Source organism: Microcoleus sp. CAWBG640, assembly GCF_020883015.1.
GTDB lineage: Bacteria > Cyanobacteriota > Cyanobacteriia > Cyanobacteriales > Microcoleaceae > Microcoleus > Microcoleus anatoxicus.
The window spans coordinates 164,186-185,401 of sequence record NZ_JAHRFC010000001.1 but is presented as its reverse complement, the minus strand read 5'-3'; the positions used below and the strand labels follow the sequence as shown (position 1 = coordinate 185,401).

Sequence of the window (21,216 nt, the reverse complement as noted above, 5' to 3'; positions counted from 1 at the left end):
TTTCCAGGCAGAGCCTGGAAACGAGACAAACATAAGATTTACTAGGCTTTCCTCGTTACTAGGCTCTGCCTAGTAACGCAGATCCAGAGGCTCTGCCTCTTCTTCCATCCCATGAGGCAGAGCCTCTGGATCTGCATTTCCAGGCAGAGCCTGGAAACGAGACAAACATAAGATTTACTAGGCTTTCCTCGTTACTAGGCTCTGCCTAGTAACGCAGATCCAGAGGCTCTGCCTCTTCTTCCATCCCATGAGGCAGAGCCTCTAGATCTGCATTTCCAGGCAGAGCCTGGAAACGAGGAGTAAAACAGCTTTTCTTCCTTCTTCCTTCTTCCTTCCTTCTTATATATGTCATCATTAACCTTTCAAAACTTTCGCCATCAAAATCTTCAAGGTCGTTCTTTCAAAGGTGAGGATCTCACCAATGAAGATTTCTCTTATGCAGATATCCGAGGTGCAGATTTTACCAATGCAACTCTCAATGGAGCTAATTTCCATTACGCTCGCTGCGGAATAGCCAGAAAATCCCAAATCAACATCTTTTTAATTGTAGCACTGCTCTCGGCAATATCAGGCATAGCTGCTGTAATTGCTGTTGATAATACATTCAAATCTCTCATCCCCAAAACAACCGAGCATATCGGTTTTCTGCCAACTGCAATCATCTTATTAGTCAATGCTATGCTGTTGACTACGATAATTCGCCAAGGGATACAAAAAGCTTTAGATTATTTAGGTATTGCCACTGCTATTTTTGTACCTCTCATTGGTTTTCTCTCTGCATTCTCCAATGATAAACATCCCATACTTTCGTGGTTAAGGTCTTTTAGAAGTGGTGCCTTAAGAAGTGCCTTGTCTGGCGAAACGAAGGGTAACGATGTTCCGTTTTTAATTGTAACTTTAACTGCGGCTGTCGTTGCAACTACGATCGCCATTGTCGCTCTTCCTTTAGCCCTAACATTGGCTGAAATTGTTCTGGGGAGGGCGATTGCAGCTTTGGCTTTATTTGAAGCTGTGGCTATAAGTGCGATCGCCACCGGAATTATTGCCAGAAATTCCTTGAGATATTTAAAAGCATCTGTATTAATCCAAGCTGGAGTAGTTGACAACACAAACAATAAATGCTATGACTTCCTGAATAATTGTGTCAAAAAATTTCCCGATCCGCCTGTAGTTATTCTGGCGATCGCCGGAGCAGTCATGTTAGCTGTAGCTTTAATCTTATTAGGAACTTACATTACTAAGAGAGTTTTAACCGAAGATGATAAATATGCCATAATTCGCCAGTTAGCCATCGTCCTTGGTGCGACAGGTGGCACCAGTTTTCGCAATACTCAATTAGCCCATACTAACTTCAGTTATGCTACCCTCAAAAACACCGATTTTAGATTTGCAAATATCCACCGCACCATGTGGCATCAGGCTCGTTGTCTCGACTGGGCAAGAGTCGATGAGACAATATTAATCAATCCAGCAGTGCGAGAGTTGCTTGTCACCGGCAACGGTTATCACAAATCCTATCAAGGCATGGATTTGAGAGGAGCCAACTTGATAGGTGCAAACCTCAGTTATGCTAAACTGCAAACAGCAGACCTCAGTCAAGCGACTTTGGAAGCAGCTAATTTAGAATATGCAATTTTAAGTCAAGTTCAGGCGATAGGTGCTGATTTTAGCAGTGCCCAAATGACTGGTGTTTGCGGTTTGGGAACCTGGAATATTGATAGCACTACCAAACTAGAATGGGTTGACTGTAAGTGGGTTTATTTGCTAGAAGAACCGAAACCGGGAACGGACGATCGCGAACGCCGTCCCAGCGGTAAAGACAGCTATCAGCCAGGAGAATTTACCACTTTTTTTGCAGAGGTTGTAAATACAGTGGACTTGATTTTTAAGTATGGTGTTGACTGGAAAGCTTTCATGGAATCTTTCCAACAGGTGCAACGAGAAAATCCTGGCATAAAACTCAACATTCAAAGTATTGAAAATAAAGGCAATGGAATAGTCATTAAAATCGCGGTACCTCCTGAAACCGATAAAGCAAAAATTAACAATGATTTCAATAGTTTCTATCAAGAAGCGCTACAAGTGCTAGGAACAGAAGCACCCGCCCTGCAAAACTCAGCAGAACAGCGCCAATACTTGCTGTCAGTAATGGAGGATATAGTCAGACCATTGTCTGAACAAGTAGTCTTATTAAAATTGGAGCGTGGTGACTTGAAACAAGGGTTTGAGGTGAGTGCTGATATTTTGTGCGATCGCAAGCGTTTAGGCATAACATTAAAAGGCAAATTGCCACCAAAACCAGAAATTTCAGAAAACTATCAAAAGTGGCAAGAAATATATGACTTTAACCGTAAGCGCAACAACCGTGGCATAAGAATAGAGCAAGCTCAACTCACTAACTTTTCCATACAGGAGCTAAAAAACCAAGCTGAACAAGTAGAAATGGATGTAAATAATTGGCTAAAATCAGAACAATTTCACCAGATCAATCAGGCATTGCACGACAAGTTAAACCGCACTGACGAGGTGCGGGTAATCGTGCAAACAGAAGATAATTTGCTGCGGAAACTCCCCTGGCATCGGTGGGAGTTTTTTGATAATTACTGTCACGCAGAAGTTGCTTTAAGTCGCCCAGAATCTAACAGAGTTAAAAAATCAGTACCATCCAGAAAAAAAGTAAGAATTTTGGCAGTTTTGGGCGACAGTACAGGAATTAATCTCGATAAAGATAGGAAAATATTGGAGAATTTGCAAGGAGCCGAAACAATATTTTTGGATAAACCAAGTCGCCAGCTACTCGATCAATATCTTACAGATCAAACAGGCTGGGATATCTTGTCTTTTTCGGGTCACAGTAAGAGCGAAGTAGATGGCAGTACGGGGGTAATTTGTATCAATGATACAGATAATTTAACTGTGGAACAGTTAAAAGATTCCTTGAAAATAGCTATTCAAAAGGGTTTGGAAATAGCAATCTTTAACTCTTGCGATGGTTTGGGATTGGCGAAGCAATTAGAAGATTTAGATATCCCTCAAATTATCGTGATGCGAGAACTGGTGCCGGATTTAATCGCCCAGGAGTTTCTAAAAGCTTTTCTCAAAGCCTTTGTTGGTGGCAAATCTTTTTATGTTTCGGTGAGAGAAGCCCGAAAGCGTCTAAAAGATTATGACGGGCAAATTCCCGGTGTTAGCTGGTTGCCTGTTATCTGTCAAAATAAAGCTGAGTTTCCCAAGACTTGGCGAGAATTGCAGGGAAATGGTTGATGGTTAGTTAAATAATTCTCGATTTTGCTTTAGGATGTCAATTATGTCTGTTGTCCATCGACCTTTTAATCGCGAGAAAGACACCCACCCTATGATAAAATTAAATTCTTGTGATAAAGCCTTCACTTTGATTGAATTGTTGGTTGTGATATTTATCATTGGGATATTATCGGCTATTGCTTTGCCTATTTTTCTCAGATTAATCAACAAAGCTAAAGAAAGTGAAGCTACACAATATATTAGCTATCTGAATAAACACAAAACTGCGGAATATTCAGAAGAATCTAAATTTACTAACTCTTTCGGCGCGCTCTCATTTCCACAGCCCCAAACACCTAGTTCTGCTGCTAGTATTTTGAAATCTGTTGGCTTTTCCGTGGCAGAAACAAACAATTATTTATACGGGATAAAACTTGCCACTTATAATAACAATCCGCTGGCTGTTCAGGTAGCTTTGTCTAAGAAATTAGGGGTTCAATCTTATTTCGGAATTGTGTATATCAAAGATAACCCTATTACCTGCCCGCCAGTTTCATTACCTGTCAGCTTGTCTTCTCCGGTGTTTCAACAATTAGGAATTTTAAACAATTTAATTTCTAATCCAGGTGATTATTGCCATCAGTTGTTGTCATAATAGGATGCAATATATTCGGGTTTGATTGGAATAATTTTAGCTTGATACAGCGCTGAGTTCGCAGAATTAGATAAGAGAGATATGAATGATTGGGATGCCAACGGTCTTGATATTACTAAAATTATTACTAGCCCAAAAAATCATCTACTTCTGCTTAACTAAGTTCACTTTCTCGGATTTCCTCGTCTATCATCTGCATCGCTAATTCCTGGTTTTGTGCTGACAACTGATCGAGTTCTTCTCGGAGTATTCTTAGCTGTTCATTCAGCACCCTAATTTCTCTGTCTTGCTCCTGAATCTTTGCCTCTGCTTCAGCAAGCGTCCGATTTTTTTCTAAAATTAACTCATCTCTAGCTTCTAATTCTAGAGCATTCATGGCGGCTTTAATTACATTATAAAAATGAGATTGACTGACATCAACTTTTTTAGCAGTTTCACGAGTTTTGCCCAAAATTCCCATTTTTGAGCCTTGCTTAACTGCTAATACAAAGCCTTGATGATTTTTAATTTTTAATTCTTGGGTAAAATTCATTTGAACTAAACTGCAAGTATATCTATAACGGTCATAATAAAATTCTGCTTTCATAAAAAAGCACCCTTTTTTGATATGTAAAGTCCGGCATAACTATAGCACACAATCTGCAAATTTCACAATATTTAAGCCTGGATCGCCATTTTTGTCAAAACAAAACTTCATCATCAACAATATCTTCCGGCAACTCTATCACACCGGCAATCAACTTCCAACAAGGGTCATCTCCCTCCCAATCATCTGGCCGCCAAGGCATACTCAAACTCACCGTAACCAAACAAGCTTTTTGCGGTCGATATCCCAATTCTAACTTTCTAATAAAGACCGGATCGGTAATTGTAGCAGTCAATTTTTGGTTGTATTTGGTGACAATACATCCTTCCCATTTATTACCACCTTCAAATCTTTGAATTAGCTTTTTTACGGTAAATTTTACTACTTTGACTAATTGCAAAGTCAGGCGATCGCCTTTTGGCAAAGACTGCATATACTCCACTGTAACATATCGCAGATCGTTGTGCAAAATATATTCGTGATTGTTGCAATATTTCAACAAATATGCTGGCGGAACTTTCCCTACTTGTCGCCATTTTCCCGGTAAAATCGACAGATTTTCCGACTCAAAACCAAAGTCCGGCCCCGTCTTCGCCAAAGGAATGTCTAGAACATCCAATAATGCCGGTTCAAGTCTATTTATCTGCCGGATTTCTTTAGGAATCTGACCATCTGGTAAGTCGGAAATTGGGCGAACCCACTTACCTTGAAGTTCATTAATTCCGGCGATGCACCTTTCGCCCCGTTTCCAGGAATTAGCGAGACAAATTATCCTAGTCATTCGATTTTAGATTTGAGATTTTTTTGTGAGATACCGCACTTTTTAAAGATGATTAATCTTGACATTTTTCCACTTATCCCTGAGATATTCAGCAACTAAGCGACGGTGACAATTATGGGGTTTTGGTTCGCTACAAAGCAGACACGCACAATCCATAATATCCGGCGAAACCTTTTGTTCTATTTGTCGATCGCCCATTAAGCCCAAAAACTTCTGTTCATAAACATCCCAATCTCCCTGTTTCTTTTTATAATCATCCAAAATATCTTGAGTAGGCGCTAAATCCAGCACATGAACATACTCAATGTTACCAATGGTTCGCAGAAAATATTCTAAATCTTTCCGCTTAGCAAAACCTGCTAACTGCGATACATTATTCAGCCTTGTATCGATCACCCTGCGGACTCCCGCTTGCATCAAAGTCCCAAAAAACTCCTCAGCACTTTTTTGAGTAAAACCAATTGTAAATAAATTAATTGCTTTCTTTTGTGACATAAGCGATTTCCAATCCGTGACGATAATAAGCTGATTCTAAATCAACGATTTCATTTTTACTATCTGGTGGTAATTCAAACAAGCTTAATTGAATTGGTTCATTATTTGTTTTGCCCTTGTTAAACTTGTGGAGAAGTCTGGCTTCTAAATCCTGATGGGATTCTAAATTGCCATCGGACAGAATGTGATTAATCTGCACATTGAAGTCTTTAAGCTTGTGGCAAACTAAAATAGTCCGATGACAAGTAATCGGGTCTTTTTCCGCACACATTAAACTTATTTTATAATGGGCTGCACCTTTGAGTAAGCGCTGAATTCCTTCGGAGAATAGAGGAGTGGCGGCAATCCGTTGGTATAAAGCTTTACCGCTAAGATCGTAACAGCTTAAATCTTCCGGTCTCGCGCCCAACTCTTTACCTAAAAAAACGTATTGAATGCCGGCAGCAGACAGGGATGCTTTAATTTCCGATTGATTAAAATGGGGTAAATAACGACTAAAAGGCTGGGAACGCACATCTGCAACTGCCGTAATTCCATGTTTTTGCAGCAGTAAAATAAACGCTTCAATACTCAGATTTGAGTGACCGATCGTAAATAATTCCATGGTTTTGATTTGGCTGTTTAGTTCATGCCACCTACGAAAATATATCTCAGTAAATTGTTTTAAACTGTAGATTTATTCACAAATTTTTGAATCAAAAGCTGCAAAGTTAGCGCCATCAAACCCACAGCCGCAAAACCAAAAACACCAGCGCCCAAGGCGACAATTCCCATGACCAAAGTCCGCACAGCCGCGGCAATGTTAATTACAGTCACATTGTCAGAATGAATTGGCTTGTTAGCAAAGGTTTGGGCGATCGACAAAGTAAGCGCATACAAAGCTGCCGCAAAACCTCCCGCCATCAGCGAACCAGTCAAGCAACGTAACACCGTTGGTGGCTGAGGCGATGCCGCCGGCAAAGCATCCTGAGTAGAACTGGGAGATGCAGCACTAGAATTAGAACTAGAATTAGAATTAGTTAAATCAGGCATTTCGATTTGATATTTGCTATTTAAGATTTGAGATTTCTGGTTAATTGACCAAAATTCAAATCAGTGTTTTGTTCCATGTTAGCAGTTTTTTAAGCTGATTAGACTCCTGGTTTTCAGGAAATCCATCAGCCTCCATCGCGGTTCACCTACGGTTTCAAATCATTTCCTTCCGAAACAATCCGAATCCCGGTATTGCTAAACTTTGCTACCCAAAAATCTAAATCTGGAGAGCCGATCGCACTTTTTACCCGTTCCTGAATTTCCTGTGCTCTTTCTGGAGACTCGGCCAATGCAAACACCGTCGGCCCGGAACCGGACATCATCGTTCCCAAAGCTCCCGCCGACTCAAAAACTTGTCGCAACTGCAACACCTGGGGGTACACAGGTAGAGCGACTTTTTCCAAATCATTGTGCAGCAATTGACCAATTTTCGATCGATCTTTTTGAGCAATTGCTCCTACCATTGGGCCCGAATGCAGCCGTTCCCGGCGACAATCCAAATCCTCCGGCCCACAATAGGAACTACTGAACTGTTGGCGATAAGTTTGATAGGACCAAGCTGTAGAAATACTGAGATTCCGAAACTTTGCCAACACCAGATACAAAGGCCCACAATCGGGCAAGGGCGACAGTTTATCGCCACGCCCAGTCGCCAAAGCCGTACCTCCAGTAATACAAAAAGGTACATCGGAGCCCAAAGTTCCGCCCAACTCTTGCAACTCCGACTGAGTGAGTCCCAATTGCCATAACAAATCCATCCCGACTAACACCGCCGCCGCATTTGCCGAACCCCCAGCCAGCCCCGCCGCCACTGGAATCTGCTTGTGAATGGAAATTTCTACACCGCCGTATTTTGCCAAAGCATCGGGGAATTGCTTCGCCAACAAATCGGCTGCCCGGTAGGCTAGGTTATTCTTATCAGGAGGGACTTGGGGGTGATCGCAACGCACGCGAATTGTGTCTGTACCGATCGCCCGCAAGTCTATGCGATCTGTTAAATCTATACTTTGAAGTACCATCGCCAGTTCGTGATATCCATCTGGGCGATCGCCTATGATTTCTAAATAGAGATTGATTTTTGCTGAAGCTAGCAGAGAATATGAACGCATAGGTAATTAAGCCAAGGGTGAAATAAACCCGTGGTTGAAATTAATTGACACCAGTCAGAGTCCATTTTCTCATAACTCAAAGGAAATATTATGCTCGAATTCTGGGAAATTTGTTTTGAGTTGCGCGTCGTTGATTCCTCAAGGCCACTGCTACCTCTGGCAGAGCTGGTTAGTGTGGTTTGACCTGCTCTGAGATTCTCTAATTGCGATCGCCTATTTTTCGATCCCCATGAGGAGGACGCTCACCATAAGTTACCCAACCCTAAAAAAATAGAAAACCCAGATCCCCGCCACTGTAAACAAGTCTGGGTGCTAGAAAAATCCTTAACTTCCCACCTCAGAAATAATATGATTACTCAAATTGACCCATTGCTCCACGCTTAAATCTTCCGCGCGAGATTCAGGATTTATCTGTAACCCTTCTAGCAAATGAACTAATTTATCTAAATCCACAGCCCCTTTCAAATTATTTCGCAGCATCTTACGCTTGCTCCCAAATCCCAATTTAATCAAATTCTCTAAATGGCGCGGATTAACCGCCGGCGTTTCTATTAATCTCGGAACCAGCCGCACCACAGCAGAATCCACCTTTGGTGGGGGAAAAAAGTCTTTAGAAGGGACATCGCAAATTAACTCGCATTCCGCTAAGTATTGTACCCGCACCGACAAAGCACCAAAAGCTCTGGAACCAGCTTTTGCATAAAGTCTTTGGGCCACTTCTTTCTGCACTAAAAGTACGATCGCCTCGAAGGGTTTCGGCACCGGAACAGATATAGTTCCTAGTAGTTTTTGCAGAATCGGACCAGTAATGTTGTAAGGAATATTGGCAACAACTTTATGGGGATGTTGAAATTTGGGAAAAGCCACCAGTTGGTTGTCTAAATCCATTTCCAGTATGTCGCCTTGCAGCAGCAAAAAGTTGTCAGCCTTACCAAGTTGCTTAGCTAGGCGTTGGCACAAATCGCGATCGATTTCCACCGCCACAACAGACTCAGCTTCAGCCAGCAAGCGCCGAGTCAGAATCCCCGTACCCGGTCCGATTTCCAGCACCCGCGAACCCGACAAATTCGTCGCTTTGACAATCTTATCTAAGGCTTTCTCGCTTTTGAGCCAATGTTGAGCAAACTGTTTCCGGGGGGTAGGCGATCGCATTTTTGGAAATTTTAGCAAATTTAGTTTATAATTGTATCACAAATCAAGACATTTTGCACCAAACCAATCCCACTTATTTTTCTTAACAGATATGCAATCAACAGCAAATAGACAATGCCAAAAAATTCACTAGAACAAATAAAGTTATTTCTTCTCAATTAGTGATTTCCTTTCTTCACCATATAGCAGTCATAAATACACAGAAAGCTATTTTTTATTCCTTCTTCCTTTTTCTCAACCATGAAATTCCAACGAGTATTTGGTACATTACCCAAAACCCAAGCTAGCGCCCCCGGAAGAGTAAACCTACTGGGCGAACACACAGACTACAACGAGGGATTTGTAATTCCTACTGCAATTCCCCAGCGCGCCACAGTACAAATCGGTCTAAGCAACGACCACAAACATCATTTCTATTCAGCAGAATTGGACGAACTCATAAATTTTTCCGACGATGATACTATACCCCAAACATTCGTCAGTTATATCTGCGGCTGCATCCGACTGGTAGAAAAAGAAGGATACAAAGTACCGCCACTCAATCTTTATATTACCTCCAATGTGCCCATCGGAGTCGGTTTGTCCAGCAGCGCTGCTTTAGAAATAGCGACTCTCCGAGGGCTGCGTACACTCTTGAACATCCCCTTAGATGATGTGCGACTAGCTCAAATCGCACAGCTAGCCGAAATCCGATATGTAGGTTTTAACTGTGGCATTATGGATCAAATGGCAGCCAGTTTAGCTGACACCAACTCCATGCTATTTATTGATACTCGCAGCCTGAATCGCCGTAAATTACGATTTCCCAAAAACACAGAAATTTTAGTCCTCGATAGCGACGCAACCCACAAGCCTGCTGGTAGCCTCTACAATCAGCGACGGGTAGAGTGCGAAGCAGCCGCCCAAATGTTGGGTGTTAAAGCCCTCAGAGATATCGAAGACTCGCAAGCCGTGGAAGTATTACCCCAACCCCTGAGAAAGCGAGCGCGCTACATTGTTACTGAAAATAATCGGGTAATCGAAGCTTTTAAGCCACTACCAGCAAAAGTTTTTGGACAATTGATGAATGATTCTCACGCTAGCTTGCGCGATGACTATGAACTTTCGGTGCCATCAGTAGACACCCTAGTGGAAATATTGCAGGAAACTCCCGGAGTATTCGGTGCTAGGTTGACAGGGGGAGGTTTTGGTGGTGCTTGTGTAGCTTTGATTGAGAGTGAAAAAGCTAGTTCCATCGCCACAGAGGCGATCGCCCGTTACCAGAGTGCGGGTTATACTGGTCGTGTATTAGTGCCACCAGCGATCGCATTTTAGATGGGAAATTTTAGATCCCCGACTTCTTGAAATGCTGCGGGGATCTGCATCTTTTGGTTGAGGTAAGCTGACTACTTGCGGCCCGAAGATTGACCTTCCGTTGTCGCGATTTCTCCTGTTTCCATAAATTGTTTAAACCGACCCAAATCGTCAGCAATTTGTTGTTGGGGTGCTTCCCCAAATAGTTTAGCCACCGTAGCAGTAATCGCACCACCGGGAGGGTTATATTCTAGAACAACTTTCACCTCTGTGCCGCGTCCTTCAGGTCCCGGTTGAAAGCGCACAAAACCCGAATTTTCAACCTCAGCCCCTGCCACAGAAGCCCAAGCAATTAAGCGATTCTCTTCTTCCCGGACAATTTCTGCATCCCATTCCAAACTATGTCCCATGGGCGCGCTAGCAATCCAGTGAGAACGGCTCTCATCGATTACCTTAACGTACTTAAGATGTTTCATAAACCGGGGCAAGTTTTCAAAATCGCGCCAAAAACGGTACAATTCATCAGCGGGTTTGTTAATCGTCACCGTTTTTTCAACTTTAATGCTTTGAGGCATATCTGGTAACTTCAACTCTTCGCCAATCCCTAGGCCGCGGGCTGCTAAACCGCCCCCCGCCGCCGCCAGCAAAGCACCTCTTAAAGAACGCTGTGACAAACCGAAAAGTACCAGAGCACCGCCACCAATTAATGATGCCCAGCGCTCGGTTTCGCTGCTGTTAGGTAGGTTTTGTTTGTCGGAATTTGTAGATGTAGATTCCATTGTTTTAAACCTCGTTAATGAAGGATGGGAGACTTGAAATGCAATTTTTTAACTAATACCAATTTTAAAAAAGAATGCAACAGTAGTCTTTTTCCTCCCCTTTATAAGGGGGGGTTAGGGGGGGTCAAAGATTGTTGCACGATTTTAGAGAAATGGTATAAATTTGAATCCAAAAATCAAATTAGGGTAAGCTTGGTTTTTACTTACCCCTTAGAATTTTTGTGCGCTACTGATGGAACATTTTGAGACTCTTAGCCAACTGAGTAGGCGCGCAATTTTAGCTAGATATACTTGTCTACGCTCAGTGTTAAAATCAAGAACGTTCCTAGCAGATGACCTGCACTCATGCAAGCTAGAAATGCGGGGACGCTAAGATTGTTAAATAAAGAGGGTAAGGGCAAGGGCATTTTCGGCCCGACGTGAGGATGCCAAATTACGCGACTGAGAACTAGCAATGCTAAGATATTAGAAATAAACATCACTAGCGGTTTTTGCCAATTACCTGATGCTGTATCAGCTACAGCAGATTCTAGTACGGCTAACAAATTAGAGCTGAGCATTATTCATTCTCCCATTTTGCACAAAATCTCAGAGGTAGTCGATCGGACAAAATAGCTGAGTGTTTTTCACTGGAGTTTGCCACTATTAGCCAGTCTGGCCGTATAGATATTTCGCTATAGTGCCAGACTGGAAATGTTCGCTCATTATTAGTGAGCAATATAAGTAGGCAGAAAGTGAAGGACATCCCGTAGAACGCTATATCCAGCAAAGTCCCAGATCAAATAAGCCAAGAAACCAATCATCGCTAAGCGACCGTTCCAAAGTTCTGCTTGGGGGTTCAAGCCAAAGATGAAAGCGTTGCGGTCTTTGCCGTTGTAAGCAAGGGCATTAGGGGGTAAGTTGGTAGGACGAGTTTCCATGTTTTACATTCCTTAACAATGTTTCGCTTATCATAGTAACTATCTAGTTTTTGTATTGCTATCTGTCTATAGGCTCAAAACAAACACAAGCCCAAAGAAGGATTTGGCGATCGTAAATGATGTGTTAAGTTTTGTAAGAATTTTTGTTAATGTGCGATCGACACCTAACACCCAACACCTTCGGTGCTCAACGCCTAACGGCATCAAAGGTCTGTGCACGAGTAAATTCGCTGCTTGCCATTCTTGAACTGGCTGTGCTCAACGCCTAACGGCATCAAAGGTCTGTGCACGATTACAGACTGACTCAAACTGCATTGCAGCTATGTGCTCAACGCCTAACGGCATCAAAGGTCTGTGCACACTAAGAAGGGTTTTAGTGCGATCGAGGGCTTTGAGTGCTCAACGCCTTACGGCATCAAAGGTTTAATCACTCGTCAGGATTGTCGCCAACTCGTCAGCAATGTCGCGTGCTCAACGCCTTACGGCATCAAAGGTTTAATCACGCGATCGACGGGTACATCAATGCAACGGCTTTAACGTGCTCAACGCCTTACGGCATCAAAGGTTTAATCACACCAATAATACAACTAATACTTGAAGATTCTACTGTGCTCAACGCCTTACGGCATCAAAGGTTTAATCACTTTTAGTCGTATCTTGTTTCTGAGTCTTAAAGCGGTGCTCAACGCCTTACGGCATCAAAGGTTTAATCACAAATCAGGAAAGCCTGTGATTGTAGGGAGGGAAAGTGCTCAACGCCTTACGGCATCAAAGGTTTAATCACATCCAAGTGTTGCTCGTGCAGTTGCCGCGTCAACATGTGCTCAACGCCTTACGGCATCAAAGGTTTAATCACCTCAGCCAGAAACAGAAACAAAAACAGAAACAGAAAGTGCTCAACGCCTTACGGCATCAAAGGTTTAATCACAACATCTGACCCCTGGCAAGACGCGATCGCCACATAGTGCTCAACGCCTTACGGCATCAAAGGTTTAATCACGTAAAACTTCGGTTCTGTTCGCCGTCAGCACTATAGTGCTCAACGCCTTACGGCATCAAAGGTTTAATCACTGATCGGAGTTCAGACCGAATTCGCCCAACTGGGAGTGCTCAACGCCTTACGGCATCAAAGGTTTAATCACTCTCCCAAAGTCAAATCATTTTGGGTAATAAAGTGTGCTCAACGCCTTACGGCATCAAAGGTTTAATCACAATTTCATGCCCTCTGAGATAGTGCCGACACTCGGGTGCTCAACGCCTTACGGCATCAAAGGTTTAATCACGGCGCGCGATCGAAATGTGTTGATTTATCAGTAGTGCTCAACGCCTTACGGCATCAAAGGTTTAATCACAAGTTAGCGGAGGCGATCGCACCAGTTGTACTTTTGTGCTCAACGCCTTACGGCATCAAAGGTTTAATCACACCGTTCTAAGGTTTCCTTCATTGCTTGATTAAATGTGCTCAACGCCTTACGGCATCAAAGGTTTAATCACCGTGGATGTGGGCAGTGATTTTCTTTTTGGGTTTGTGCTCAACGCCTTACGGCATCAAAGGTTTAATCACTGCTTTAAATCTCGTAACAGTTCTCGCACCCCGATGTGCTCAACGCCTTACGGCATCAAAGGTTTAATCACCGGCAATGGAGTGCAACTTGTCACTGCTTCTCCACGTGCTCAACGCCTTACGGCATCAAAGGTTTAATCACGTATACTAGCGCTGAATCACCAAATTCAGATACCGTGCTCAACGCCTTACGGCATCAAAGGTTTAATCACCTACGACACGAGTGCATCAGGTGAGGCTCTGACCGTGCTCAACGCCTTACGGCATCAAAGGTTTAATCACAGGTCTTTTGACTGACACGCTGCATTTTTTGCGCGTGCTCAACGCCTTACGGCATCAAAGGTTTAATCACACTCTTATGTCTAGATTCCAACAAAATAGAAGAGTGCTCAACGCCTTACGGCATCAAAGGTTTAATCACCAGCGAATAGACTGGGGTTTTCGGGTAATTGAGGTGCTCAACGCCTTACGGCATCAAAGGTTTAATCACTACTTTTTTACTGGGCTGAATCGCTGCTTCTGACTGTGCTCAACGCCTTACGGCATCAAAGGTTTAATCACTTGACTCTTCCCCCAACGGCTGCTTGAGTTCCGGTGGTGCTCAACGCCTTACGGCATCAAAGGTTTAATCACAATCGTAGATGGGTGAGCGCTTGATAATTCCAGCGTGCTCAACGCCTTACGGCATCAAAGGTTTAATCACAAGCGACTTTGCAAATAGCTGAACTCGATTAAAATAGTGCTCAACGCCTTACGGCATCAAAGGTTTAATCACATTAACCAGATTAATCAAAGTAACAGTCGGTTCAAAAGTGCTCAACGCCTTACGGCATCAAAGGTTTAATCACGAATTAAGCGAATGCTTCGATAATTTGCAGTTTTGTGCTCAACGCCTTACGGCATCAAAGGTTTAATCACATGGCGGTCTCGTTGGCATAGGTTACTCTACCCAATTCGTGCTCAACGCCTTACGGCATCAAAGGTTTAATCACATTTTAAAGTGGTAATTCCTTACTGTCCAGGCGAGTGCTCAACGCCTTACGGCATCAAAGGTTTAATCACTGCCACTTTCCCATTTAAGTCGATTAATCTACCGTGCTCAACGCCTTACGGCATCAAAGGTTTAATCACAAGCTAGAATTAACAATAGTTGCATTCCAGTCAAGTGCTCAACGCCTTACGGCATCAAAGGTTTAATCACTAATGGAAATACGGGATTACTTCCTTCGGGACTGAGTGCTCAACGCCTTACGGCATCAAAGGTTTAATCACAGCGGTTCCTGAAACCCTTATATAGCAAGGCCTCCTGGCCAGTTTTGCAAGCACCCCACCACTCAACGCAGCCGGAGATAGCAATTATGGCAAAAAACCTACTAACCAGAGACATACAGCAACCCTCAAAAGCTTACACAGCCTAGGTTTTGTCAAAATGCAAGCACCTCCTCGCCTGTTAGAGAGGCCTCAAAGCCAATCAGGTAAAGGTTTTGAACCCCATAAAAGCCTAGTTGATTTCTTCACAACCAGAGGTGCTTGCATTTTAGGAATATCCTAAGAGCTTTCATCAACAGACCAAGTACCAAAACTATTTTAAGCGACAATGGCTTCAACACACCGATCGGACCCAGGAATCACAAACAAATTATCCTGCTCGGCCAGGACTCACATAAAATCCTCTCTTCACCGGAATTATTAAACTCTCTCTCTTCTCTTCCTTCGCGTCCTACCCTACGGGAACGGCTTCGCCGAACGCGCCTTCGCGGTTAAATCATTCCGATACAACCGGAAGTGGTATCATTTCACTTCCTGGTGCCAATTTTCCCGATCGCCCACCATCCTCCACCATCCTACACAGAACACGATCGCCCTTAGCATCACTAAAATAATTAGATAAACAGAGCGATCGGGAGAAAAAGTTATCGAAACCATCTACGGCAATCTTCAAGGTTTAAAGTCCAGTCAGCTTAAACAACTCGAAAAGCTTTACCACCAGAGACTTCCAGGCGATCGCCTGACCACGACAGAATTTGCCCAGCGCCTCGCCGCCATCAGCACCGAAATAGACAAACCCATCTGCACCTACATCAATCGTCGCGGACAAGTAATTCGCGTCGGTGTCGGTACTCCCCGCCAAACCCAGATTCCGCCCCTAGAATTGCCCCGCTACGGCGGAGGTCGTCTCAGTGGCATTCGCTGCATCGCCACCCACCTGAAGCCAGAAATACCAAGCGAAGCAGCCCTGACAGCTATGGCAATTCAGCGCTTGGATGCCCTAGTGTGGCTGACTTTGACAGGGGGAGGATTTCAGCGACGGGGTGGGGGTGCAACAGGTTACATCCAAGAAACCTATCTAGCTCACCTGATACCTCAAAAAGACCAAGCAACTTTTGATTTTTCAGTGTTGACTTCTGAGTTAGAAGAAGGTTCAAATCCGGTAGAAAAACCATCTATTGAAAACTCACAAATCAAAACTCAACACTTTCCCTGGAAAGTGTCTGAACCTCAGAATTTGGATTACCTCAGCAACCAAGATTTTCTGGATTTAGTAGAAGGACTCGAAGCGGATTTTGAAAGGGAATTTGTCGCCAGACAAGTTGATGCCGATCAAGATAAAGTGCTGCTAGTAGGTGTCATGACTCAGGAAATTACCCTGCTAGATTTTGAGGATGGACTAGCAGAAATCACCAGGCTAGTTGACAGTGCAGGGGGTCAGGTACTGCAAACAGTGCGCCAAAAGCGATCGCGCCCCCATCCCCAAACCGTTGTAGGTGAAGGTAAAGTTCAGGAGATTTCTCTGACGGCTCAGACAATTAGCGCTAACCTCGTAGTATTCGATCGCGACCTTTCCCCCGCACAAATACGGAACCTAGAAACTCAAATCGGTATTCGCGTAGTCGATCGCACAGAAGTAATACTCGACATTTTCGCCCAAAGAGCGCGATCGAGCGAAGGTCAATTGCAAGTGGAACTAGCTCAACTGCAATACAGCCTGCCCAGACTCAGAGGTCGGGGTCAAGCCATGTCCAGACAAGGTGGCGGCATCGGTACCAGAGGGCCTGGGGAAACCAAACTGGAAACAGAACGACGGACAATCGCCAAACGCATTGCTCGATTGCAGCAAGAAGTCAATCAACTACTAGCCCACCGCTTCCGACTGCGACAAAATCGCCACCACCACGAAGTACCCTCCGTCGCCATCGTCGGCTACACCAACGCCGGCAAATCGACTCTACTCAACCTGCTCACCAATTCCGAAGTGTACGCCGCGGACCAGTTATTTGCTACCCTCGACCCCACCACCCGACGGTTAACCATTCAAAGTCAAGTCCCTGGGGAAATGCTGTCCATCGTCCTGACAGATACAGTGGGCTTTATTCGGGAACTACCCCCCGCCTTGATCGATGCTTTTCGCGCCACCCTCGAAGAAGTGACTGATGCCGATGCTTTGCTGCACGTAGTCGATCTCTCTCATCCAGCGTGGCAAAGCCAAATTCGATCGGTCATGAATATTTTGACAGATATGCCTGTAACCCCTGGGCCAGCCCTTGTAGCCTTCAACAAAATCGACGCAGTAGATGAGGAGACCCTCGCCCTAGCGCGAGAAGAGTTTCCCCAAGCCGTATTTATTTCGGCGGCCAAAGGTCTGGGCCTGGAAACACTCCGCGAGCGACTAGCTCAGCTCATTCAATACGCCCTCTGCCTGCGGTAAATACTTAAAGATGAGTTTTAAGTAGTTGACAACCGTCAAAATACTTACATATACTGAGATAAAACCCTAAGTGATTGTAAGACTATGGAATGGTAGTCAAAGTGGGTTATTGCAAAGTACAATGTAGTTGAGTGAGTTGTCCCCCACCTAAATCATTACTTTGAGGAGGCACTATTCCAGGTAAAAATACTCTTTGCTGATGGCGGTAATAGCTGTTAGTCAATCAAAATTTCCAAAAAAATGTGGCAAAGCGGCGTAAATCACAAATTGTTGACAGAATGTGAAATAAAATAAAGTTATTCTAGTTTTGGGCGATCGGCTCAAACACTAAAGAGACCTTTACAAGCGCCCGCTTGCTCCCAAGTCAAGTTATTCTAATAGCATCAAATCTGTTGTCCACACAGTGCCTATATCGAGCACTACTTGCATCATCCGATATGATCCGATTTTACCACTGTTTAACTAAATAGTTATGTGTACGCTCCTGGCAAAACTAAAAATTGGACTCTCTGCCACAGTCGCGACAGGGTTCTACTACCTAGCTGCGGCTCCTCCGGCGACCGCAGTAGACGTGTGCGGGCCGGGAAATTTTTCTAGTGCCTGCGTCACCCCCGCACCAGACACAGCAACAACAGCCTCACCAGCACCGATACCAGACCGAAGCGTTGCCTCACCAGCACCGACACCAGACCCAATCGTTGCCTCACCAAGCCCAAGCCTAAGCCCAAGCCCAAGCCCAAGCCTAAGCCCAAGCCCAAGCCCAAGCCTAAGCCCAAGCCCAAGCCCAAGCCCAAGCCCATCACCAGCAGCAGTAGTTACACCAGACCCGATACCACTATTGACAGAGCCAACACCATTAGCATCACCATCACCAGCAGCGATAGTCCCGTCAGTGTCAACACCAGCACCGATACAGAGTCCGGTGCCGACTTTTAACATATACACAGCCACACCCGTGAGAAGCTCAACTTCTATTCCAGAACCCGGTAGTGTAATTGCACTGCTTCTGACTGGTGCAGGAGTCGTGACTTCGCTCAAAAAACGAAATAAACAAGTTGGTCAGCAGCGCTAGGCTGGTGCAAGGCGCTGCTTGTCTAAAAAATGTCTCCGTTCCTTGAAGCACGGGTGATTTTTTGTTTTTAGGGGGATCGCAAAAAAAGTATAAAAAATCACATTACGACAGTAGCGCGGAAAATATTATATAAAAATTTAAATAAGATTTGTTAAAATTAGTTCAAGAATATAGTGATGGTGGAAAAATCCGATGTCCCCTAACGTAGAAATTTACACTTGGAGAACCTGCCCGTTTTGCATTCGCGCCAAAGCATTGCTGAAGCGCAAAGGGGTGGAGTTTACAGAGTACGCGATCGACGGAGATGAAGCAGCACGAGCTAAAATGAGCGATCGAGCTAACGGACGCCGCTCTTTACCCCAGATATTCATCAATGACGAACACATAGGTGGCTGCGACGATATCCACGAACTAGAAGATATGGGCCAGCTAGACACCATGCTAGGAAAATAAACATTATTTTCATACGAAATTTGACTCAAACCAATTCATAAGTGCCAACTGACCATGAAATTTGCATTCATCATCGATCCCCTCGACAGGCTAATTCCAGGCCATGATAGCAGCGTAGCACTGATGGAAGCAGCCCAAACTTTGGGTCACGAAGTCTGGGTGACTCAAGCCAACGAGTTAAGCGTCATCGGTGGTAAAACCTGGGGAATGCTGAGTTCGGTGACACTAACCCCAGTAAATTTGGTAGAGGGACGTTGGGTGGCGGCTGAGGTTTGGTACGAGGTAGAAGCACCAACTTTGCAGCCTCTAGAAGCAATGGACGCAGTATTTATGCGTACCGATCCCCCAGTGAATGTGCCTTACCTCTACGCTACTTACCTGCTTGACTACATCGATCCTGCTAAAACTTTGGTAGTTAATAGTCCAAAAGGATTGCGGGATGCCAATGAAAAAATGTACGCTTTGCAATTTGAGGGAGCGATCCCAGAAACAATTGTCTCTCAAAGTAAACAGGTAATTCGGCAATTTGTGGAGAAAAAAGGAGCAGCAGTGCTCAAACCTTTGGGTGGAAAAGCTGGGGAAGGAATTTTATTTTTGGAAAAGGGCGATCGCAACCTCAACTCCCTGGTGGAAATTAGCACTCACCAAGGTACTGTTCCAGTAATGGTTCAGACTTATCTGCCGGAAGCAAAAGATGGAGACAAACGGATTATATTATTGAACGGTAAGCCGATCGGTGCAATCAACCGCATTCCCACCGGCAATGAATTTCGTGGCAACATGGCCGTGGGTGGCCGAGTCGCAAAAACCGAAATTAGCGATCGCGAACTGCAAATTTGTAGTCAGTTAGCACCAGTGCTACAACGGGACGGATTGTACTTTGTGGGAATTGATATCATTGGCGGTTATCTCACCGAGGTTAATGTCACGAGTCCTACAGGGATCAGAGAAATCGACTTGTTTAATGGGGTGAGTTTGGGCAAAGAAGTAATAGAATGGGTAGTTAGTCAGTAGTTATTAGTCAGTAGTCAGTAGTCAGTAGTCAGTAGTCAGTAGTCAGTAGTCAGTAGTCAGTAGTCAGTAGTCAGTAGTCAGTAGTTATTGGTTATTTACTACTAATTAGCAATGCCCAATTCCCAATTCCCAATTCCCAATTCCCAATTCCCAATTCCCAATTCCCAATTCCCAATTCCCAATTCCCAACTATTAAATTATGTCTAAAATTGGCGTTGCAGTAGTCGGTACAGGTTTCGGTCAAAAAATTCACATTCCCGGATTCCAAGCCCATCACCGCACAGAAGTTGTGGCTGTTTACCACCGGAACTTAGACAAAGCTCAGGCGATCGCCTCTAGCCAGAATATCCCCCATGCTTGCAACTCCATAGAAGACATAATTGCCATCCCAGAAGTAGCAGCAGTCAGCATTTCCACCCCGCCATTTCTGCATTTTGAAATGGCAAAAAAAGTCTTGGCAGCAGGGAAACACTTATTGCTAGAAAAACCCACCGCCCTCACAGCAAATGAAGCTAGAGAACTCTACAAATTGACCAATAAATCTCAAACAAACCCAGAATCCCCAAGTGCTAAAACCATCGCAACCATGGATTTTGAGTTTCGCTTCATCCCCTCTTGGCAAATGCTAGCCGAATTATTAGCCACAGGATATGTGGGAGAAAAACGTTTAATTAAAATAGACTGGCTGGTATCGGGCCGTGCTGACGCTAATCGCCCTTGGAATTGGTACTCGCAAAAAGATAAAGGGGGCGGTGTTTTGGGCGCTACAGGTTCCCATGTCTTTGATTATATTAACTGGCTGTTCGGTCCAGTGAAGAGACTTTCTGGACAATTAATCACAGGAATTTCAGCGCGCCCCGATCCGAATGAGTCGGGAAAATTAAAACCAGTAGATGCAGATGATTCTTGCACTTTGATGCTGGAATTAGCAGACGGCACCCCTTGTCAAGTTTGCTTGAGTTCTGTTACCTATCAAGGGCGGGGACACTGGGTGGAGATTTACGGAAGTAAGGGGACTTTAGTTTTGGGAAGCGACAACCAGCAAGATTATGTCCACGGATTTCGCCTGTGGGGTTCCCAAGGCCCAGAACCTTTAGCTGAAATCAAAATTCCTCAAAGATTGGAGTTTCCTCAAGTTTATCCAGACGGGAGAATTGCACCGTTTATTAGAGTAGTAGATAAGTGGGTAGAAGCAATTGATGGGGGTGAATCTTTGATACCGTCTCTGAGGGAAGGGGTTTACTCCCAGTTGTTGATGGATTTGACTCAGGAGTCTCATGCGACGGGAACTTGGGTTGATATACCGAATTTGGATAAATTTTTGAGTGGTAAGTAAGTCAACAGTCAACTGTCAACTATAAA

At 44.2% G+C, this 21,216-nt stretch carries 21 protein-coding genes and 1 CRISPR repeat array; of the genes, 8 read left to right on the top strand and 13 right to left on the bottom strand.

The annotated features are described in order from the left end of the window. The first annotated feature begins 345 nt into the window (after window positions 1-345). Window positions 346-3,264 carry a pentapeptide repeat-containing protein gene (locus AAFP11_RS00820; RefSeq protein WP_341735294.1) on the top strand — a complete coding sequence of 973 codons (2,919 nt, stop codon included), beginning with the start codon at window positions 346-348 and terminating at the stop codon, window positions 3,262-3,264. A gap of 91 nt (window positions 3,265-3,355) precedes the next feature. Continuing rightward, the gene (locus AAFP11_RS00815; protein WP_341735394.1) at window positions 3,356-3,898 is read left to right on the top strand and encodes a type IV pilin-like G/H family protein; all 543 of its coding nucleotides are present in this window, start codon (window positions 3,356-3,358) and stop codon (window positions 3,896-3,898) included. Window positions 3,899-4,052: 154 nt separating this feature from the next. Here AAFP11_RS00815 and AAFP11_RS00810 read toward each other — a convergent pair whose 3' ends face one another. From AAFP11_RS00810 to rsmA, 7 genes are all read right to left on the bottom strand, one after another. After that, window positions 4,053-4,484, bottom strand: coding sequence for a hypothetical protein (locus AAFP11_RS00810; RefSeq protein WP_341735293.1), 432 nt, complete (start codon window positions 4,482-4,484; stop codon window positions 4,053-4,055). 94 nt (window positions 4,485-4,578) lie between these two features. Further along, entirely contained in the window at window positions 4,579-5,265 is a 687-nt protein-coding gene (locus AAFP11_RS00805) for a hypothetical protein (protein ID WP_341735292.1), read from the bottom strand. 42 nt (window positions 5,266-5,307) lie between these two features. Further along, window positions 5,308-5,760, bottom strand: a complete 453-nt coding sequence (locus AAFP11_RS00800; RefSeq protein ID WP_341735291.1) for a DUF488 domain-containing protein — start codon at window positions 5,758-5,760, stop codon at window positions 5,308-5,310. Continuing rightward, window positions 5,738-6,364, bottom strand: coding sequence for a DUF488 domain-containing protein (locus tag AAFP11_RS00795; RefSeq protein WP_341735290.1), 627 nt, complete (start codon window positions 6,362-6,364; stop codon window positions 5,738-5,740). The genes AAFP11_RS00800 and AAFP11_RS00795 overlap by 23 nt, the downstream gene beginning before the upstream one ends. A gap of 59 nt (window positions 6,365-6,423) precedes the next feature. Then, the gene (locus tag AAFP11_RS00790; RefSeq protein WP_341735289.1) at window positions 6,424-6,792 is read right to left on the bottom strand and encodes a DUF3082 domain-containing protein; all 369 of its coding nucleotides are present in this window, start codon (window positions 6,790-6,792) and stop codon (window positions 6,424-6,426) included. Between the two features lie 146 nt (window positions 6,793-6,938). Next, the gene (gene ispE, locus AAFP11_RS00785) at window positions 6,939-7,901 is read right to left on the bottom strand and encodes a 4-(cytidine 5'-diphospho)-2-C-methyl-D-erythritol kinase (RefSeq protein WP_341735288.1); all 963 of its coding nucleotides are present in this window, start codon (window positions 7,899-7,901) and stop codon (window positions 6,939-6,941) included. A gap of 324 nt (window positions 7,902-8,225) precedes the next feature. Continuing rightward, on the bottom strand, window positions 8,226-9,053 hold the full coding sequence (gene rsmA, locus AAFP11_RS00780; RefSeq protein WP_341735393.1) for a 16S rRNA (adenine(1518)-N(6)/adenine(1519)-N(6))-dimethyltransferase RsmA: 828 nt from the start codon (window positions 9,051-9,053) through the stop codon (window positions 8,226-8,228). Window positions 9,054-9,293: 240 nt separating this feature from the next. Between rsmA and galK the strand changes: the two genes are divergently transcribed. Further along, a complete protein-coding gene (gene galK / locus AAFP11_RS00775) occupies window positions 9,294-10,367 on the top strand; it encodes a galactokinase (RefSeq protein ID WP_341735287.1) in 1,074 nt (357 codons plus the stop codon). Window positions 10,368-10,438: 71 nt separating this feature from the next. On the opposite strand, the gene AAFP11_RS00770 is transcribed toward galK, so the two are convergent. The 5 genes from AAFP11_RS00770 to AAFP11_RS00750 all read right to left on the bottom strand — a co-directional run bounded on the left by AAFP11_RS00770 (window position 10,439) and on the right by AAFP11_RS00750 (window position 15,707). Then, window positions 10,439-11,125, bottom strand: coding sequence for an SRPBCC family protein (locus tag AAFP11_RS00770; protein ID WP_341735286.1), 687 nt, complete (start codon window positions 11,123-11,125; stop codon window positions 10,439-10,441). Between the two features lie 281 nt (window positions 11,126-11,406). After that, on the bottom strand, window positions 11,407-11,685 hold the full coding sequence (locus tag AAFP11_RS00765) for a Photosystem I reaction center subunit PsaK (RefSeq protein WP_341735285.1): 279 nt from the start codon (window positions 11,683-11,685) through the stop codon (window positions 11,407-11,409). Between the two features lie 147 nt (window positions 11,686-11,832). Continuing rightward, the gene (locus AAFP11_RS00760) at window positions 11,833-12,045 is read right to left on the bottom strand and encodes a chlorophyll a/b-binding protein (protein ID WP_341735284.1); all 213 of its coding nucleotides are present in this window, start codon (window positions 12,043-12,045) and stop codon (window positions 11,833-11,835) included. Window positions 12,046-12,228: 183 nt separating this feature from the next. Next, window positions 12,229-14,881: a CRISPR direct-repeat array (repeat unit 36 nt; unit sequence GTGCTCAACGCCTTACGGCATCAAAGGTTTAATCAC). A 519-nt stretch (window positions 14,882-15,400) separates the two neighbouring features. Beyond that, window positions 15,401-15,535: a hypothetical protein gene (locus tag AAFP11_RS00755; RefSeq protein ID WP_341735283.1), complete on the bottom strand. Its 135-nt coding sequence runs from the start codon at window positions 15,533-15,535 to the stop codon at window positions 15,401-15,403. A 19-nt stretch (window positions 15,536-15,554) separates the two neighbouring features. Next, window positions 15,555-15,707, bottom strand: coding sequence for a hypothetical protein (locus AAFP11_RS00750; RefSeq protein WP_340524523.1), 153 nt, complete (start codon window positions 15,705-15,707; stop codon window positions 15,555-15,557). On the opposite strand from AAFP11_RS00750, the gene hflX reads away from it, so the two are divergent. Then, complete coding sequence (hflX, locus tag AAFP11_RS00745) at window positions 15,678-17,315, top strand: GTPase HflX (RefSeq protein WP_341732359.1); 1,638 nt, start codon at window positions 15,678-15,680, stop codon at window positions 17,313-17,315. The genes AAFP11_RS00750 and hflX overlap by 30 nt on opposite strands. A gap of 605 nt (window positions 17,316-17,920) precedes the next feature. Here hflX and AAFP11_RS00740 read toward each other — a convergent pair. Then, window positions 17,921-18,115 (bottom strand): hypothetical protein, encoded by a 195-nt coding sequence (locus tag AAFP11_RS00740; protein ID WP_341735282.1) that lies wholly within the window; start codon window positions 18,113-18,115, stop codon window positions 17,921-17,923. A gap of 38 nt (window positions 18,116-18,153) precedes the next feature. On the opposite strand from AAFP11_RS00740, the gene AAFP11_RS00735 reads away from it, so the two are divergent. The 4 genes from AAFP11_RS00735 to AAFP11_RS00720 all read left to right on the top strand — a co-directional run bounded on the left by AAFP11_RS00735 (window position 18,154) and on the right by AAFP11_RS00720 (window position 21,190). Next, window positions 18,154-18,387: a PEP-CTERM sorting domain-containing protein gene (locus AAFP11_RS00735; protein ID WP_341735281.1), complete on the top strand. Its 234-nt coding sequence runs from the start codon at window positions 18,154-18,156 to the stop codon at window positions 18,385-18,387. A gap of 192 nt (window positions 18,388-18,579) precedes the next feature. Further along, the gene (gene grxC, locus AAFP11_RS00730) at window positions 18,580-18,840 is read left to right on the top strand and encodes a glutaredoxin 3 (protein ID WP_341735280.1); all 261 of its coding nucleotides are present in this window, start codon (window positions 18,580-18,582) and stop codon (window positions 18,838-18,840) included. 54 nt (window positions 18,841-18,894) lie between these two features. Beyond that, window positions 18,895-19,854: a glutathione synthase gene (gene gshB, locus AAFP11_RS00725; protein WP_341735279.1), complete on the top strand. Its 960-nt coding sequence runs from the start codon at window positions 18,895-18,897 to the stop codon at window positions 19,852-19,854. 199 nt (window positions 19,855-20,053) lie between these two features. Beyond that, window positions 20,054-21,190, top strand: coding sequence for a Gfo/Idh/MocA family oxidoreductase (locus tag AAFP11_RS00720; protein WP_341735278.1), 1,137 nt, complete (start codon window positions 20,054-20,056; stop codon window positions 21,188-21,190). Window positions 21,191-21,216: the final 26 nt, after the last annotated feature.